Below are 14,338 nucleotides of genomic sequence, written 5' to 3'. Positions count from 1 at the left end.
GATAAGGGGACCCCATGCTGCAAGTCGAAACCGATGCCGAGGGCTGGCCCGAGTCCGATCGCTGGACCGAACTGGCCGACCGCGCCGTGCGCGCCGCGATCGCCCACTCGCCCGACGCCCGCTTCCTCACCGAGCCGATGATGGTGGAGGTCTCCGTCAAGTTCACCTCCGACGACGAGGTGCACCAGCTCAACCGCGACTATCGGCAGAAGGACAAGCCCACCAACGTCCTCTCCTTCCCGATGGTGCAGGAAGACCTGCTCGACGCGCTCGACAATTCGGACGATGGCGAGGTCCTCCTGGGCGACATCGTGCTCGCGCACGGCGTCTGCGTCCGCGAGGCGGAGGAGAAGGGCGTCACCGTCGAGGCCCACGCTACGCATCTGGTCGTCCACGGCACCTTCCACCTGCTCGGCTTCGATCACATGACCGATCAGGACGCCGAGGAGATGGAGGCCGCCGAGCGCGAGGCGCTGGCCTCGCTCGGCATCGACGATCCTTATGCGGTCGATGATGACTGAAAGGTTCAAACGGGCGCGTAATGGTGGCTCGACTCGGGGCCGCCGCCGCCCGTACATTGCAGACTTGAAGCAACGAGGGGTTTTCCACCACCACCATGCCTGACGATTCCAGTAGAAGCCCCGCCGGACAAGGCGGGAACCTGTGGTCGGGACTGCGCAACCTGCTGTTCGGCGACGACGCCGAGCCGACGTTGCGCGACCAGATCGCCGAGGCGATCGAGGAACATGAGGACGACGCGCCCAACGCCCGCGACCTGTCGCCGGCCGAGCGCATCATGCTCCAGAACCTGCTCGATTTCGGTGCGCGCTCGGTGCGCGACGTCGCCGTGCCGCGCGGCGACATCATCGCCATCGAGGAGAGCGCCAGCTTCGATGCCCTGGTCGAACTCTTCGCCGAGGCCGGCCATTCGCGCCTGCCCGTCTATCGCGAGACGCTCGACACCGTCACCGGCATGATCCACGTCAAGGACGTGTTCGCCATCCTCGCCGGCAAGGCGCCGAAGCCGGAGAATATCTCCGCGCTGATCCGCCAGCCGCGCTACGTCCCCGAATCGATGGGCGTGATCGACCTGCTGGCGGAGATGCGCACCCACCGCACCCACCTCGCCATCGTGGTCGACGAATATTCGGGCACCGAGGGCCTCGTGACGATCGAGGATCTGGTCGAGGAGATCGTCGGCGACATCGAGGACGAGCATGACGACGCCCCCGTCGAGCTGCTCGTGCCGCTCGACGACGGCTGCTGGGACGCCGACGCCCGCGCCGAGCTGGAAGACGTCGCCGAAACGATCGACCCCCGCCTCGCCGAGACGGACGAGCCTGTCGATACGCTCGGCGGCCTCGCCTCGCTGATCGCGGACCGCATCCCGCAGGTGGGCGACAAGCTCGTCCATGACAGCGGCTGGACGCTGGAGGTGACCGGGGGCGACCATCGCCGCGTCACCCGCCTGCGCCTCCATCCCCCCATTGCGGAACCGGCCGAAGAGGAGTGATGTTGTCTCCCTTGGCCTCGGCGCCCGCCGGTGGCCCGAGGGAGACTGCCTCATGCGCCTGCTGAAGCCCGCCCTGCTCCTGTCGCTGGCAATGATGCTGCTGCTCGCCGGCTGCGGCGATAGGGCGACGCTCGACGAATCCGCCGGGCAAGGCCCCAACCCCGCTCTGCCCGACGAGGTGCACGACTGGATTCCCACCGTGAAGGTGGCCTCCGTCGTCGGCTGGGCGGACGGGCAGACGCCCAAGCCCGCCACCGGCCTCGCGGTCAACGCCTTCGCGCGCGATCTTGCGCATCCGCGCTGGCTGGCGGTGCTGCCCAATGGCGACGTTCTGGTGGCCGAGGCAAGTGCCCCGCCCCAGCCCGGCGAGGCCAGGGGCATCCGCGGCGCCGTCCAGCGCTGGCTGTTCAAGAAGGCGGGCTCGGCGGTGCCGTCGGCCAACCGCATCACGCTGCTGCGCGATACCAACGGCGATGGCGTGGCCGACGTGAAGACCACCTTCCTCAACGATCTCCACAGCCCGTTCGGCATGGCGCTGGTGGGGAACACGCTCTACGTCGCCGACACCGACGCGCTGCTCGCCTTCCCCTATCAGCCGGGCGAGACCGCGATCCACACCGCCCCCGTCAAGATCGCCGACCTGCCCGGCGGCCCGATCGACCATCACTGGACCAAGAACGTCATCGCCTCGCCGGACGGCTCGAAGCTCTATGTGACGGTGGGCTCCAACTCCAATGTCGGCGAGAACGGCATAGCCGCCGAGCAGGGCCGCGCCGCGATCTGGGAGATCGATCCGAAAACGCACGCGCATCGCATCTTCGCGGGCGGCCTGCGCAATCCCAACGGCATGGGCTGGGCGTCGGACGGGCGGCTCTGGACGGTGGTGAACGAGCGCGACGAGCTGGGCTCCGATCTGGTGCCCGATTATCTGACCTCGGTGGAGGACAGCGACTTCTTCGGCTGGCCCTGGCGCTATTGGGGCAGCCATGTCGACGCCCGCGTGAAGGCGCCCGCGCCCGACTATGTCGGCAACACCCGCGCGCCCGATTATGCGCTGGGCGCGCACACGGCCTCGCTCGGTCTCACCTTCGCGACCGGGCAGCGGCTCGGGCCGGGCTATGCCGAGGGTGCCTTCATCGGCCAGCATGGATCGTGGAACCGCAATCCGCCGTCGGGCTACAAGGTGGTGTTCGTGCCCTTCTCGGCCGGCCACCCGACGGGCGCCAAGCCCGTGACCGTGCTCGACGGCTTCCTGGTGGGCGGCAAGGCGCACGGGCGGCCGGTGGGTGTCGTCATCGACAAGCCGGGCGACCTGCTCGTCGCGGACGATGTCGGCAATGTCGTGTGGCGCGTCACCCCGGCGGGCGGGCAGGCGCCGACGCGGATGGCCGCCGCCGTGCCCCAAAGGCTTGCTGGCTGGTGAATGCGCCTCTCATCCGACGTTCAGTTGCCCCGCGATAAAAGAGGTTAACGTCGAACGAATCGGAGATGCTGTCATGCGCATCATGCCTGTTGCCCTCACCGCGGCTGCCGCACTGGCCGGCGCCGCCATCGTCGCCACCCCGGCCTCGGCGCGAACCTTCGTGTCGGTCGGCATCGGTGCGCCGGTCTATCCGGCCTATTATCCCGGCTACTACCCCGGTTATTACGCGCCCGGCTATTATGGCTACGCGCCGGTCTATTACGGCGGCTATTATGGCGGCGGGTATCGTCATTATTATGGCCGCGGCTATTACGGCCATCGCGGCTATTACGGTCATGGCTATGGCCACGGCTGGCATGGCCGAGGACACAGGCGCTGATCGCCACGCTTCAGCGGAACATTTGAAGAGGCCGGACGAAAACGTCCGGCTTTTTCTTTATGATCCCGCCAATATGACTTTCATTTCACTGAACATCCACCTCAGGCAGAGTTCATGACGATTGTTGCAAGGTGATTCCCGTCATCGCGAAAGGAGATTTTCCATGCGAACGGGTCTGATCATTCTTGCTACCGCCGCCACGCTGGCCACGGGCGCGGTCGCCGCGCCGGCCATGGCCGCCGGCCAGTATTACGGTAACGGCTATGGTTATGGCGATCGCCACGACCATCGTTGGGACCGCAACAATCGCTGGGACCGTCACGACCGCGACTGGCGTCGCGACCATTGGCGCCACGAGCGTGAGCGCGAGTGGCGCCATCGCCACCACCGCGACTACAGCTACGGCTACGGCAACTATTACGGCTGGTGATCGAGCCGGCTGATGGCCGAAGGGGCCGGGTGGAAACGCCCGGCCCCTTTGCCGTGCCGCTCAGGCAGTGGCGAACAGCTTGGCCGGATCGCGAAACGCCTTGAATTCCAGCGCATTGCCGGACGGATCGCGGAAGAACATGGTCGCCTGCTCGCCCGGCTGGCCGACGAAGCGGATGTGCGGCGCGATGCCGAAGGAGACGCCCGCCGCCTCCAGCCGGGCGGCCAGCGCGTGCCATTCCTCCCAGCCCAGCACGACGCCGAAATGCGGCACCGGCACGTCATGGCCGTCGACCGCGTTGGCGGTCGCATCCCCCGATAGCGCGCGGGAGGCGTCGAGATGGGCGACGATCTGGTGGCCGTAGAGATCGAAATCGATCCACGAGTCGGCGCTCCGCCCCTCCGGACACTCCATCAGGCCGCCGTAAAAGGCTCTCGCCGCATCGAGATCATGGACCGGGAAGGCGAGATGAAAGGGGCGCATCGTCATAGTCCCATCGTAGTTCCCTCGAAACGATCCGGGAAGATCGCCGCAGGCAGCCGCTTCAGGCCGCGCGCGCCGTGCAATACCAACGCCTGGACGGCAGGCTCGTTCGCGATCCGCTGGCATTCGCCGTCGAGGCGGGTTAGCGGACGCAGCATGGCACCGCTTCTCTCGGCCCTTGCGCTTGGCCTGCTGTCCGCCTTCGGTTTCGCACCCTATGGGCTGTGGCCGCTGACTCTCCTCTCCTTCGCGCTGCTCTTCCTGTTCCTCGGCCGCGCCCGGACGGTGGGCCAAGCAGCGGCGATCGGCTGGTGCTTCGGCTTCGCCCAGTTCGTGCTGGGGCTGGACTGGATCGCCACCGCCTTCACCTATCAGGCCAACATGCCGGCGTGGCTCGGCTGGATCGCCGTGGCGCTGCTCTCGGTCTATCTCGCGCTCTACCCGGCACTCGCGACCGCATCCGCCTGGTGGGCGACCAGGCGCATAGGCGGCGGGGCGGCGACGCTCACCCTCTTCCTCGGCGCGAGCTGGGCGGTGAGCGAGTGGCTGCGCGGCACGATGTTCACGGGCTTTCCGTGGAATCCGATCGCCGTCTCGGTGGTGGATCTGCCGCTGGCGCATCTCGCCCGCATCACCGGCACCTATGCGCTATCCGGCCTCGTCGTGGCGTCGGCGGGCTTCATCCTGATCCTCGCCACGCGCCCTCGCGAGGCGCTGACCCGCGCGAACATCCTGAGTTCCGCCAACATTCCCGGCGCGGTCGGGCTCGGGCTGCTGGTCGGCCTCTATGCGGTGCCGGCGGTGCTGCTGCGCTTCGCGCCGCCCGCCCGCCGCCTGCGACGACGGGGCCGACCGTCCATCTCGTCCAGCCCGACATCGGGCAGGGCGAGCGCTGGGCGCCGGAACTCTCCGCCCGCCACCTCGCCCGGCTTGAGGCGCTGTCGGGCATCCCCGGCGCCAGGCCACGCCTGATCCTCTGGCCCGAGTCGGCGATCGAGGACAATGTGCAGGAGGAGCCGGCCGCGCGCGCCAGGCTCGCCTCGATCCTCGGCCCCAACGACATCCTGCTCGGCGGCGGCGAGGCCCCGATCCGCGACTCGAAGGGCGAGGAGATCGCCGCGCGCAACTCGATCTTCGCGATCGGCGCAGGCGGACGGCTGATCGCGCGCTACGACAAGGCGCACCTCGTGCCCTATGGCGAATATCTGCCGATGCGGCCGCTGCTCGAACCGATCGGCATCTCGCGACTCGTGCCCGGCGTGCTGGACTTCATCCCCGGCCCCGGCCCGCGGAGCATCGACCTGCCGGGCTTCGGCGCCGTCGGGATGCAGCTCTGCTACGAGATGGTCTTCTCCGGCCGCGTCGTCGACGAGGCGCATCGCCCGGCCTTTATCTTCAATCCGTCCAACGATGCGTGGTTCGGCCCGTCCGGTCCGGTGCAGCATCTGGCGCAGGCGCGGCTGCGCGCCATCGAGGAGGGCATCCCCATCGCCCGCGCCACGCCCACCGGCGTCTCCGCGCTGATCGACACCGACGGCCGCCTGCTGAAGTCGCTGCCCGCGCACGCGATGGGCATGGTCGAGCTGCCGATGCCCCCCGCCCTGCCGCCGACCATCTTCGCGCGGATCGGCAACTGGGCGGTGCTGCTGATAGCCCTGCTTCTGGGTGGGCTGGCATTTGGCGCTAGGCGATATAAAGAGAGCTTTATATAAAGCTTCCTCTAACTGCTTCCTTCCAAGGATCATCTGAAACGATGCGCAGCGATTATCTCTTCACGTCCGAGTCCGTATCCGAGGGCCATCCCGACAAGGTTGCCGACCAGATCTCCGACGCCGTCGTCGACCTGTTCCTCTCCAAGGACCCGGAAGCCCGCGTGGCGTGCGAGACGATGACCACCACCAACAAGGTCGTCCTCGCCGGCGAAATCCGCTGCAAGGGCGTGTTCGAGAACGACGCATGGGCGCCGGGCGCGCTCGACGAGATCGAAGCCGCCGTCCGCGCGACCGTGAAGCGCATCGGCTATGAGCAGTCGGGCTTCCACTGGCAGACCTTCGAGTTCGAGAACAATCTCCACGGCCAGTCCGCGCACATCGCGCAGGGCGTCGACGAGAGCGGCAACAAGGACGAAGGCGCCGGCGATCAGGGCATCATGTTCGGTTACGCGACCGACGAGACGCCCGACTATATGCCGGCCACTCTCTATTACTCGCACCGCATCCTCGAGAAGATGGCGGCGGATCGTCATGCCAAGACCGTCCCCTTCCTGGAGCCGGACGCCAAGAGCCAGGTGACGCTCCAGTATGAGGGCGGCAAGCCGGTCCGCGCGACCGCGCTGGTCGTCTCGACCCAGCACGCGCCGGGCTATTTCTACGACGGCAACGAGGGTTCGCCGGAGCGCTACAAGGAGCTTCGCGACTACGTCGTCGGCGTGATGACCGAAGTGCTGCCGGAAGGCTTCATCACCGACGAGACCAAGATCTACGTCAACCCGACCGGCCGCTTCGAGATCGGTGGCCCGGACGGCGACGCCGGCCTCACCGGCCGCAAGATCATCGTGGACACCTACGGCGGCGCGTCCCCGCACGGCGGCGGCGCCTTCTCGGGCAAGGATCCGACCAAGGTGGATCGCTCGGCCGCCTATGTGTCGCGCTATCTCGCCAAGAACGTCGTGGCCGCCGGCCTCGCCAAGCGCTGCACCATCCAGCTCTCCTACGCGATCGGCATCGCCGAGCCGCTGTCGATCTATGTCGACACGCACGGCACCGGCACCGTCGATGAAGCGAAGATCGAGGAAGTGCTGCCCAAGCTCGTGCGCCTGACGCCGAAGGGCATCCGCACGCATCTCGGCCTGAACAAGCCGATCTATCAGAAGTCGGCCGCCTATGGCCACTTCGGCCGCCAGCCCGAGGGCGACTTCTTCTCCTGGGAGAAGACCGACCTCGTCGACGCGCTGAAGGCCGCGCTCTGATCTGCATCGGGCCGGCGTGGGGGGACTGCCTTCCGCGCTGGCCCGAATGAATCTGCCGATAACTTGATCTGCCTTAGTACGCGAGGCGCCCGATCTGCTATGGTGCCTTCCATCGCCGGCCGTCTTCCGCAGGTGCCGGCGACGAGAGATAGTCTGTGCTCTGGCCTGCATCCGGCAGGAGCGTAACATGCATTATCGGCTCTACGGCCTCGACGATTCCACCGGAAAGATCGTCAACGGCAACGACTTGCAGGTGAAGACCGACGAGGAAGCGATCCGCGTCGGCCACGAGACCTTCCCCGAGAAGAGCTTCGAGATCTGGTGCCGCGCGCGTCGCGTGCACACCCACCGCACCGCCGCCTGAGTTGCGGTGGAGCGAGTCGCCTTCTAACGACGCAGAGCCTTGAAGCGGGCCTGGCTTTCCGCCGGCCAGAGCTGCTTCGGGCTGTAATATTCCTCCACCGCCGGCACGCCCTCGGGGATCGCCACCCACGGCAACTTCGAGCGCGTGTAGATATGCACGTCGGGCCTCACCGCCGTCGGATCGTCGAGCGTCCCCGCCCGCACGAAGGCGATCGCCTCGCCCGAGCCCGCATAATGGCTCCACAGCGCCACCCGGCAGGCCGGGCAGCGGCGGATATCCTGCCCCTTGCCGCTGGCGGACGGCGTCGGCACCGACTCGGGCTCGCCCGACAGCAGCTCGATCTGCCCGCGCTCGACCAGCGCGTTGATCGCGAAGGCCGATCCCGTCTCGCGCTGACAGTCGCGGCAATGGCAGCAATGCACGAACATCGGTGTCACATGAATGCGATAGCGCACCGCTCCGCATGCACAGCCGCCGTCCATCATCCTCTCCTCCGCACCTTGCGCCCAAGACCTGTCATGCCCACTTCGGAGGAGGTTGCCCTCCCCGAACAAATCTGGAACAAACCAGCCCCATGCTGACTCACATCTCCGTCCGTGGTGCCCGCGAGCACAACCTCAAAGGTGTCGATCTCGACCTGCCGAGGGACAAGCTGATCGTCATCACGGGGCTTTCGGGCTCGGGCAAATCCTCGCTCGCCTTCGACACCATCTATGCCGAGGGGCAGCGGCGCTATGTCGAGTCGCTGTCGGCCTATGCGCGCCAGTTCCTCGAGCTGATGCAGAAGCCCGACGTCGATCATATCGAGGGCCTCTCCCCCGCCATCTCGATCGAGCAGAAGACGACCTCGCGCAATCCGCGCTCGACGGTCGCGACCGTCACCGAGATCTACGACTATATGCGCCTGCTCTGGGCGCGCGTCGGCATCCCCTATTCGCCCGCCACCGGCCTGCCGATTAGCGCGCAGACGGTCAGCCAGATGGTCGACCGGGTGATGGCGCTGCCCGAGGGCACACGCTTCCTGCTGCTCGCGCCGACCGTCCGCGGCCGCAAGGGCGAGTATAAGAAGGAGCTGGCCGAGTGGCAGAAGGACGGCTTCCAGCGTGTCCGCATCGACGGCACGATCTACGAGATCGAAGAGGCGCCTGCGCTCGACAAGAAGTTCAAGCATGACATCGAGGTGGTGGTGGACCGCCTCGTCGTCCGCCCCGACATCGAGACGCGCCTCGCGCAGAGCTTCGAGACGGCGCTGAAGCTGGCCGAGGGGCTGGCCTATGTCGACGTGCTCGGCGAGGTGCAGCCGACCTCCGATCTCAAGAAGGGCATCAAGGCCCTCGCGCTGCCCGAGGGCGTGGCCGAACGGATCACCTTCTCCGAGAAGTTCGCCTGCCCCGTCTCGGGCTTCACCATCGCTGAGATCGAGCCGCGCCTCTTCTCCTTCAACGCGCCGCAGGGTGCCTGCCCGGCCTGCGACGGCCTTGGCGAGAAGCTCTATTTCGATCCGGACCTCGTCGTCCCCAACGAGCATCTGTCGATCAAGCAGGGCGCGGTGGTGCCGTGGGCCAAGTCCAACCCACCCTCGCCTTATTACATGCAGGTGCTCTCTAGCCTCGCGGCCGAGTTCGGCTTCGATCTCACGACGCCGTGGAACGAGCTGGCCGAGGAGCAGCGCGACCTGATCCTCCACGGCTCGAAGGGCCGCGCGGTGACGCTCCGCTTCATGGACGGGCGCAAGTCCTACGAGGTGAAAAAGCCGTTCGAGGGCGTGATCGGCAATCTCGAACGCCGCATGCTCTCGACCGAGAGCGCGTGGATGCGCGAGGAGCTGTCGAAGTACCAGTCCTCGCGCCATTGCGAGGTGTGCGAGGGCGCACGCCTCAAGCCCGAGGCGCGCGCGGTAAAGATTGCCGGCGAGGACATCTCGATCGCCACCCGTCGCGCGGTCGGCCCGGCGCTGGCCTTCTTCCGCGATCTGCCCAACCATCTGAACGATCAGCAGAAGCAGATCGCCGAACGCATCCTCAAGGAGATCGTCGAACGCCTCGGCTTCCTCGACAATGTCGGCCTCGATTATCTCAACCTCGACCGCACATCGGGCACGCTGTCGGGCGGCGAGAGCCAGCGCATCCGCCTCGCCTCACAGATCGGCTCGGGCCTGTCGGGCGTGCTGTACGTCCTCGACGAGCCTTCGATCGGTCTCCACCAGCGCGACAATGACCGGCTGCTGGTGACGCTGCGGCGTCTCCGCGATCTCGGCAACACGGTGATCGTCGTCGAGCATGACGAGGACGCGATCCGCACCGCCGACCATATCGTCGACATGGGTCCCGGCGCCGGCGTCCATGGCGGCGAAGTGGTGGCCGAAGGGTCGCTCGCCGACATCCTCGCCAACGAGAACAGCATGACCGGCGACTATCTCGCCGGCCGCCGCATGGTCGGCGTGCCGTCCGAGCGCCGCAAGGGCAATGGCAAGAAGCTGACGGTCAAGGGCGCGAAGGCGAACAACCTCAAGGACGTCACCGCCTCGATCCCGCTCGGCACCTTCACCTGCATCACCGGCGTCTCGGGATCGGGCAAGTCGACCTTCACGATCGACACGCTGTTCGCCTCAGCAAGCCGCACTCTCAATGGCGCGCGGGTTCTCGCCGGCGCGCACGAGAAGATCGAGGGGCTCAAGCATCTCGACAAGGTGATCGACATCGACCAGTCGCCGATCGGCCGCACCCCGCGCTCGAACCCGGCGACCTACACCGGCGCCTTCACCCAGATCCGCGACTGGTTCGCGGGGCTACCGGAATCGCAGGCGCGCGGCTACAAGCCGGGCCGCTTCAGCTTCAACGTCAAGGGCGGGCGCTGCGAGGCGTGCAGCGGCGACGGGCTCATCAAGATCGAGATGCACTTCCTGCCCGACGTCTATGTCACCTGCGACGTCTGCCACGGCAAGCGCTATAACCGCGAGACGCTGGAAGTGACGTTCAAGGGCAAGTCGATCGCCGACGTGCTCGACATGACCTGCGAGGATGCGGTCGAGTTCTTCAAGGCGGTGCCCGGCATCCGCGACAAGATGGCGATGCTGGTCGAGGTGGGGCTCGGCTACGTCAAGGTCGGCCAGCAGGCCACCACGCTATCGGGTGGTGAAGCCCAACGCGTCAAACTCGCCAAGGAACTGTCGCGCCGCGCCACCGGCAACACGCTCTACATCCTCGACGAGCCCACGACGGGCCTGCACTTCGAGGATGTGCGCAAGCTGCTGGAGGTGCTCCACGCGCTCGTCGAGCAGGGCAACACCGTGGTGGTGATCGAGCACAACCTGGAGGTCATCAAGACCGCCGACTGGATCATCGACCTCGGCCCCGAAGGCGGCGACAAAGGCGGCGAGATCGTCGCCACCGGCACGCCCGAACAGGTGGTGAAGGAGAAGCGGAGCTATACGGGCGCGTATCTCAAGCCGCTGCTGGAAGCGCGGAGCGGTGAGAGAGTGGCGGCGGAGTAGAATCTCTCCACTTCGCACCTGCAATCGACCGGCCGGAGCGGGACGCAGAAAGCCCCGTGACGAGGGGGACCGTCACGGGGCTTTCCGAAATTCCGCTTGCGCGGACCAAGCAACGTCTAAGCAACTTCCCCGCCCAGAGGCGGGGCACAAAACTCAGTTGGCGGCCAGCGCCTGGTTGGCCGGCACCTCGGTGTCGAGCTGCGCCATCAGCTTATGCGAGACCGAGAAGGACACGTTGCTGAAGCCGATGCGGCCGTCGACACGGCCGTTCGCCACATGCAGCTTGAACGCGTCGCCCGTGGTTTCGACACGGCCGTTGAGCTGGATCGAGCCGTCCGCCAGACGATCCGCGGTGTAGCTGTAGCGGTCACCGTCGCGGGTGAAGGTGTGGAGATCCGAAGCCAGCGCCGGGGCGGCAGCGGAAGCGAACAGCAGGGCGGGAACGAGGAAACGACGCATGTGAGGGGACTCCGATGTCGCCGGTCTTGCCAGCGGTGTCATTTACGGAGGCCGAGATAATGTCCCGCGCTGTCATTTCAAATGTGGAAGAGGGATCGCCGCTTGCACAACACGCACGCAGATGCAGCAATCCCGATGGCGCGCGGACCGCGATCCAAGGAAATGGTCGCGGCGAAGCGGCTCATCTCCACACGGATCGGAGGCCCCGCGTTTCTCAATCGTGCCGATGATCCGGCGGATCGGTCGGACGCTCGGCCACTCCGCCCCGGCTCGCCGAAGTGCTGCCAATCGGCAGCGCGTCGTGACGATCATGATGACGCGGTGCAGCACCCGGACCGTCCTGGCGCTCTCCCACAGGGCGTCCGGGTTCGAACGGCTCCACCGGCTGTTCGGTATCCGGTTCTGGCTGGCCGACGGCGTTGAGGTGCGGTTTCCCGCCCTTGTCAGGAGTCATCATCACGCCTTCTCCCGCGACTAATTCTCATGCACGATCAACGCACCGGGCCTCGGGATGGTCCTCGCATCGTCCTGTCTCGCCGGATGTTGATCGAGGGAGATGGCTGAAGCGCAACCTTGCAACCCGACGAACGGAGATTCCCATGACGATCCGTACAGCGACCGCGCATTACGAAGGCCTCGGCAAGACCGGCAAGGGCCGCGTCTCCACCCAGTCGGGGGTGCTCCAGGATCAGGCCTATGACTTCACCACCCGCTTCGGCGAAGAGCCCGGCACCAATCCGGAAGAGCTGATCGCCGCCGCGCACGCCTCCTGCTTCACCATGGCGTTGTCCTTCGCGCTCGCGGGTGCCGGCTATGAGGAGGGCACGCTCGACACCAGGGCGGCGGTGACGCTGGAGAAGGATGGCGACGGCTTCAAGGTGTCCAGGTCCGCGCTGACGCTCACCGCGCGCGTGCCGGGCATCGATCAGGCCGAGTTCGACCAGATCGCCGCCGGCGCGAAGGCGGGCTGCCCGATCTCGAAGCTGATGAACGCCGAGATCACCCTCGACGCGACGCTGGAGGGCTGAGCCTCATGCGCCTTCCGCTGATCGCGCCTGCCGACCTCACCGAGGAGCAGAAGCCGCTCTACGCCGACATGAAGAAGGGCATCTCGTCCAACTTCAACGCCTTCATCACGGTCGCGCCCGAGGGCACCACCGAGGAAGGCGCGCTGATGGGCCCGTGGAACCCCTGGCTCCACGAGCCGCGCATCGGCGGCGCGGTGTGGGAGCTGACCAAGGCCATGTCGATGGAGGCGACGCTGCCCGATCCGGTGCGGCAGATCGCCATCCTCGTGACGGGCGCCCATTTCGACGCAGCCTATGAGCTTTATGCCCATATCGCCGTCGCCGAGAGGGACGGCATGTCGGACGTGCGCCTCGCGACGCTCGTGTCGGGCTCCCGCCCCACCGACCTCTCGCCGGAGGAAGGCATCGGCCATGACGTCGCCTATGCGCTGGTGAACGGCGGCGTGCTGCCCGAGCCGGTCTATCGCCTTGCGGTCAAGACCTTCGGCCAGCATGGGGCCAATGAGCTGATCTATCTGGTCGGCCTCTATTGCCTCGTGTCGATGACGCTCAATGGCTTCAACGTGCCGGTGCCCGAGCGCGACTGATTGACTTATCCGGCGGGGGACCGCCATCCTCAGCGGATATGGCCACCCCGCCCCTTCCCATGCCGATGCCGGCCGCCGAGACGATCGCCCACACCATCCAGCTCGCGGTGGCGCCCGTCTTCCTGCTGGCGGGGCTGGGGCAGCTACTCAATCTGCTGGCGACCCGGCTGAGCCGCGTGATCGACCGCGCGCGCTGGATCGAGGAGCGCTATCACGAACTCGACCGCTCGCGCGCGGTGCGGGAATTGCGACTGCTCGACCGGCGCATGTCGATCATCAGCTGGGCGATCACGCTCTGCACGGTGAGCGCGGTGGCGGTCTGCCTCGTGGTGGCCGGGCTGTTCCTGGCGCGGCTGATGGGGATGGGCTTCGGCCGCTCCGTGGCGGGGCTGTTCATTTTGGCGATGGCGCTGCTGGTGGCGGCGCTCGGCCTCTTCCTGTTCGAGGTTCATTTCGCCAACCGCAGCATCCGCATCCGCAACGAGCTGCTGGAGCGCGACGAGACGGAACGCCCGCCCGGAATGGGGAGCAGGCACCCCTGAAACGAGAAAGACCGCCGGGGGCGTCCCCGGCGGTCCCGCATGGTCAGCGACCGGATGATCGGCCCGGAAGACCCTGGCCGCGCCTAGCGCGACATCTCCCGAACGGATTGTACCGACCTCTCGGCTGAACCATGAGACATCGGTCACCTCCTTTCGCCAGTTAACGGGACGAGAGGGAGGATGAATCATCCCGAATCGCGATGCAAGCCCCTTTGCGGCCGGCCTGAATCAAATTCTGCCGAACAGCCGGCGCAGCTCGTCCTTGGCCGCTTCCAGCGTCTTCTTCTGCTTCGGTTCGAGCGTGCTGCCCGCGCGATTGATGTAGAAGCTCAGCATCGACATCGCCGACTGATACGGCGTGCCGCGCCGTCTTCGGCTGTGCTCGGCGGAGCGCTTGAGCGAGGCGGCGATCTCGGCCGGATCGTCGCGCGTGAACACCTCGCGGTCGAGATCGAGCGCGTTCGAATGCTTGGTCACATGCTGCGACCAGTGCTGCTGGTGCGCCATGGTTCAGTGCCGCTTGAAATACTGGATTTCGCGCTCGTGCTTCTGCGCGGCATCCTTGGTGTCGAACGTACCGAGATTGCGGCGCTTGCCCGTCTCCGGGTCCTTGTGCCGCGCGTAGATGCGATACTGGCCGCTCTTGAGCTTCCGGATCATCTTCCCTCT

General features: G+C 66.6%; 19 protein-coding genes and 1 pseudogene. 13 read left to right on the top strand and 7 right to left on the bottom strand.

Annotated elements, in window-relative coordinates:
- The first annotated feature begins 14 nt into the window (after positions 1–14).
- The 5 genes from ybeY (at position 15) to ST3T6A_RS19175 (ending at position 3,745) form a co-directional block, all read left to right on the top strand.
- Positions 15–521 (top strand): rRNA maturation RNase YbeY, encoded by a 507-nt coding sequence (ybeY, locus tag ST3T6A_RS0103175; protein ID WP_019831443.1) that lies wholly within the window; start codon positions 15–17, stop codon positions 519–521.
- Between the two features lie 95 nt (positions 522–616).
- Positions 617–1,513 (top strand): hemolysin family protein, encoded by an 897-nt coding sequence (locus tag ST3T6A_RS0103170; RefSeq protein ID WP_019831442.1) that lies wholly within the window; start codon positions 617–619, stop codon positions 1,511–1,513.
- Between the two features lie 52 nt (positions 1,514–1,565).
- Entirely contained in the window at positions 1,566–2,936 is a 1,371-nt protein-coding gene (locus tag ST3T6A_RS0103165) for a PQQ-dependent sugar dehydrogenase (protein ID WP_019831441.1), read from the top strand.
- A 73-nt stretch (positions 2,937–3,009) separates the two neighbouring features.
- Positions 3,010–3,315, top strand: coding sequence for a hypothetical protein (locus ST3T6A_RS19180; RefSeq protein ID WP_019831440.1), 306 nt, complete (start codon positions 3,010–3,012; stop codon positions 3,313–3,315).
- Positions 3,316–3,478: 163 nt separating this feature from the next.
- Entirely contained in the window at positions 3,479–3,745 is a 267-nt protein-coding gene (locus tag ST3T6A_RS19175) for a hypothetical protein (RefSeq protein WP_019831439.1), read from the top strand.
- Positions 3,746–3,805: 60 nt separating this feature from the next.
- On the opposite strand, the gene ST3T6A_RS0103150 is transcribed toward ST3T6A_RS19175, so the two are convergent.
- Both ST3T6A_RS0103150 and ST3T6A_RS21375 read right to left on the bottom strand, forming a co-directional pair.
- Positions 3,806–4,234, bottom strand: coding sequence for a VOC family protein (locus ST3T6A_RS0103150; RefSeq protein ID WP_019831438.1), 429 nt, complete (start codon positions 4,232–4,234; stop codon positions 3,806–3,808).
- Positions 4,231–4,386 (bottom strand): hypothetical protein, encoded by a 156-nt coding sequence (locus ST3T6A_RS21375; protein ID WP_019831437.1) that lies wholly within the window; start codon positions 4,384–4,386, stop codon positions 4,231–4,233. Before ST3T6A_RS21375 ends, ST3T6A_RS0103150 begins: the two co-directional genes overlap by 4 nt.
- On the opposite strand from ST3T6A_RS21375, the pseudogene ST3T6A_RS21905 reads away from it, so the two are divergent.
- The 4 genes and pseudogenes from ST3T6A_RS21905 to ST3T6A_RS21370 all read left to right on the top strand — a co-directional run.
- Positions 4,385–4,846, top strand: a pseudogene (locus tag ST3T6A_RS21905) (apolipoprotein N-acyltransferase); the annotation flags it as partial. The gene ST3T6A_RS21375 and the pseudogene ST3T6A_RS21905 overlap by 2 nt on opposite strands.
- Positions 4,771–5,940, top strand: coding sequence for an apolipoprotein N-acyltransferase (gene lnt, locus ST3T6A_RS21045; protein WP_328285171.1), 1,170 nt, complete (start codon positions 4,771–4,773; stop codon positions 5,938–5,940). The pseudogene ST3T6A_RS21905 and the gene lnt, both read left to right, overlap by 76 nt.
- A gap of 41 nt (positions 5,941–5,981) precedes the next feature.
- A complete protein-coding gene (gene metK, locus ST3T6A_RS0103135; protein WP_019831435.1) occupies positions 5,982–7,196 on the top strand; it encodes a methionine adenosyltransferase in 1,215 nt (404 codons plus the stop codon).
- A gap of 187 nt (positions 7,197–7,383) precedes the next feature.
- A complete protein-coding gene (locus ST3T6A_RS21370) occupies positions 7,384–7,560 on the top strand; it encodes a hypothetical protein (protein WP_019831434.1) in 177 nt (58 codons plus the stop codon).
- 23 nt (positions 7,561–7,583) lie between these two features.
- Here the strand turns inward: ST3T6A_RS21370 and ST3T6A_RS0103125 are convergent, their stop codons facing one another.
- The gene (locus ST3T6A_RS0103125) at positions 7,584–8,042 is read right to left on the bottom strand and encodes a GFA family protein (RefSeq protein WP_019831433.1); all 459 of its coding nucleotides are present in this window, start codon (positions 8,040–8,042) and stop codon (positions 7,584–7,586) included.
- A gap of 92 nt (positions 8,043–8,134) precedes the next feature.
- On the opposite strand from ST3T6A_RS0103125, the gene uvrA reads away from it, so the two are divergent.
- On the top strand, positions 8,135–11,053 hold the full coding sequence (gene uvrA / locus ST3T6A_RS0103120) for an excinuclease ABC subunit UvrA (protein WP_019831432.1): 2,919 nt from the start codon (positions 8,135–8,137) through the stop codon (positions 11,051–11,053).
- 153 nt (positions 11,054–11,206) lie between these two features.
- On the opposite strand, the gene ST3T6A_RS0103115 is transcribed toward uvrA, so the two are convergent.
- A complete protein-coding gene (locus ST3T6A_RS0103115) occupies positions 11,207–11,512 on the bottom strand; it encodes a hypothetical protein (RefSeq protein ID WP_019831431.1) in 306 nt (101 codons plus the stop codon).
- A gap of 214 nt (positions 11,513–11,726) precedes the next feature.
- A complete protein-coding gene (locus tag ST3T6A_RS21365; RefSeq protein WP_157602377.1) occupies positions 11,727–11,969 on the bottom strand; it encodes a hypothetical protein in 243 nt (80 codons plus the stop codon).
- Positions 11,970–12,111: 142 nt separating this feature from the next.
- Here ST3T6A_RS21365 and ST3T6A_RS0103105 point away from each other — a divergent pair, with 142 nt between their 5' ends.
- Genes ST3T6A_RS0103105 through ST3T6A_RS0103095 form a run of 3 tightly spaced genes read left to right on the top strand, consistent with a single transcriptional unit; the run spans position 12,112 to position 13,669 of the window.
- The gene (locus tag ST3T6A_RS0103105; protein ID WP_019831429.1) at positions 12,112–12,540 is read left to right on the top strand and encodes an OsmC family protein; all 429 of its coding nucleotides are present in this window, start codon (positions 12,112–12,114) and stop codon (positions 12,538–12,540) included.
- Positions 12,541–12,545: 5 nt separating this feature from the next.
- On the top strand, positions 12,546–13,127 hold the full coding sequence (locus ST3T6A_RS0103100) for a carboxymuconolactone decarboxylase family protein (protein WP_019831428.1): 582 nt from the start codon (positions 12,546–12,548) through the stop codon (positions 13,125–13,127).
- A 38-nt stretch (positions 13,128–13,165) separates the two neighbouring features.
- Positions 13,166–13,669 (top strand): DUF2721 domain-containing protein, encoded by a 504-nt coding sequence (locus ST3T6A_RS0103095; protein WP_235785716.1) that lies wholly within the window; start codon positions 13,166–13,168, stop codon positions 13,667–13,669.
- A 228-nt stretch (positions 13,670–13,897) separates the two neighbouring features.
- Here ST3T6A_RS0103095 and ST3T6A_RS0103090 read toward each other — a convergent pair whose 3' ends face one another.
- Together ST3T6A_RS0103090 and ST3T6A_RS21750 are read right to left on the bottom strand one after the other, a co-directional pair.
- On the bottom strand, positions 13,898–14,176 hold the full coding sequence (locus ST3T6A_RS0103090) for a DUF3175 domain-containing protein (protein ID WP_019831426.1): 279 nt from the start codon (positions 14,174–14,176) through the stop codon (positions 13,898–13,900).
- 3 nt (positions 14,177–14,179) lie between these two features.
- Positions 14,180–14,329 (bottom strand): hypothetical protein, encoded by a 150-nt coding sequence (locus tag ST3T6A_RS21750; RefSeq protein WP_019831425.1) that lies wholly within the window; start codon positions 14,327–14,329, stop codon positions 14,180–14,182.
- Positions 14,330–14,338 lie beyond the last annotated feature (9 nt).

Source organism: Sphingomonas sp. PR090111-T3T-6A, from assembly GCF_000383095.1.
Taxonomy (GTDB): domain Bacteria; phylum Pseudomonadota; class Alphaproteobacteria; order Sphingomonadales; family Sphingomonadaceae; genus Solisphingomonas.
This window is presented reverse-complemented; position numbering and strand designations above follow the sequence as displayed.

Coding starts and splice junctions, on each gene's coding strand:
- ybeY (WP_019831443.1), top strand. CDS start 15: ATGCTGCAAGTCGAAACCGATGCCGAGGGCTGGCCCGAGTCCGATCGC.
- ST3T6A_RS0103170 (WP_019831442.1), top strand. CDS start 617: ATGCCTGACGATTCCAGTAGAAGCCCCGCCGGACAAGGCGGGAACCTG.
- ST3T6A_RS0103165 (WP_019831441.1), top strand. CDS start 1,566: ATGCGCCTGCTGAAGCCCGCCCTGCTCCTGTCGCTGGCAATGATGCTG.
- ST3T6A_RS19180 (WP_019831440.1), top strand. CDS start 3,010: ATGCGCATCATGCCTGTTGCCCTCACCGCGGCTGCCGCACTGGCCGGC.
- ST3T6A_RS19175 (WP_019831439.1), top strand. CDS start 3,479: ATGCGAACGGGTCTGATCATTCTTGCTACCGCCGCCACGCTGGCCACG.
- ST3T6A_RS0103150 (WP_019831438.1), bottom strand. CDS start 4,234: ATGACGATGCGCCCCTTTCATCTCGCCTTCCCGGTCCATGATCTCGAT.
- ST3T6A_RS21375 (WP_019831437.1), bottom strand. CDS start 4,386: ATGCTGCGTCCGCTAACCCGCCTCGACGGCGAATGCCAGCGGATCGCG.
- metK (WP_019831435.1), top strand. CDS start 5,982: ATGCGCAGCGATTATCTCTTCACGTCCGAGTCCGTATCCGAGGGCCAT.
- ST3T6A_RS21370 (WP_019831434.1), top strand. CDS start 7,384: ATGCATTATCGGCTCTACGGCCTCGACGATTCCACCGGAAAGATCGTC.
- ST3T6A_RS0103125 (WP_019831433.1), bottom strand. CDS start 8,042: ATGGACGGCGGCTGTGCATGCGGAGCGGTGCGCTATCGCATTCATGTG.
- uvrA (WP_019831432.1), top strand. CDS start 8,135: ATGCTGACTCACATCTCCGTCCGTGGTGCCCGCGAGCACAACCTCAAA.
- ST3T6A_RS0103115 (WP_019831431.1), bottom strand. CDS start 11,512: ATGCGTCGTTTCCTCGTTCCCGCCCTGCTGTTCGCTTCCGCTGCCGCC.
- ST3T6A_RS21365 (WP_157602377.1), bottom strand. CDS start 11,969: ATGATGACTCCTGACAAGGGCGGGAAACCGCACCTCAACGCCGTCGGC.
- ST3T6A_RS0103105 (WP_019831429.1), top strand. CDS start 12,112: ATGACGATCCGTACAGCGACCGCGCATTACGAAGGCCTCGGCAAGACC.
- ST3T6A_RS0103100 (WP_019831428.1), top strand. CDS start 12,546: ATGCGCCTTCCGCTGATCGCGCCTGCCGACCTCACCGAGGAGCAGAAG.
- ST3T6A_RS0103095 (WP_235785716.1), top strand. CDS start 13,166: ATGGCCACCCCGCCCCTTCCCATGCCGATGCCGGCCGCCGAGACGATC.
- ST3T6A_RS0103090 (WP_019831426.1), bottom strand. CDS start 14,176: ATGGCGCACCAGCAGCACTGGTCGCAGCATGTGACCAAGCATTCGAAC.
- ST3T6A_RS21750 (WP_019831425.1), bottom strand. CDS start 14,329: ATGATCCGGAAGCTCAAGAGCGGCCAGTATCGCATCTACGCGCGGCAC.